Here is a 472-nt window from a genome sequence, read left to right as displayed (position 1 = left end):
CAAGGTCGCGGTGTAGGTGATCTCACCACCTTCAACGACCGATGCTTTATCAGCGGTCAGAGTGATGGTGGTGTTATCGATCGAGTCAGTGATGGCTGTTTCAGCCGCCTTCGGATCGGTCACCAGATTCTCGAAGTTACCGCCTTCGGTTTTGGCGATGGTGGTGCTGACGGTCGAACCGTTGTTGTAGACGTCGTTAGCCGGAGTCTGGAACACAGTCGAGCCAACGGTTTCGCCAGCTTTGATAGTGATGGTCTGGCCGTTCGACAGCGTAACGGTTACGTCAGTCTGCGCCTTGTTGGTCAAGGTTGCGGTGTAGGTGATGTCGCCGCCTTCAACGACCGATGCTTTGTCGGCAGTCAACGAAACCGTGGTGTTATCGATCGAGTCGGTGATCGTGGTGACCGCTGCCTTCGGATCGGTGACCAGGTTCTCGAAGTTACCGCCGACAGTTTTGGCGATGGTGGTGCTG

At 55.7% G+C, this 472-nt stretch carries 1 pseudogene (cut by a window edge); it reads right to left on the bottom strand.

Annotated features, from left to right (window positions below):
* Positions 1 to 472: pseudogene (locus tag HX783_RS30120) on the bottom strand (immunoglobulin-like domain-containing protein) (its annotated part extends 308 nt beyond the left edge of the window); the annotation flags it as partial.

It is taken from the genome of Pseudomonas sp. D2002 (assembly GCF_013385735.1).
Taxonomy (GTDB): domain Bacteria; phylum Pseudomonadota; class Gammaproteobacteria; order Pseudomonadales; family Pseudomonadaceae; genus Aquipseudomonas.
Note: the sequence above shows the minus strand (reverse complement) of the source record. Positions and strands in the feature narration are given on the sequence as shown.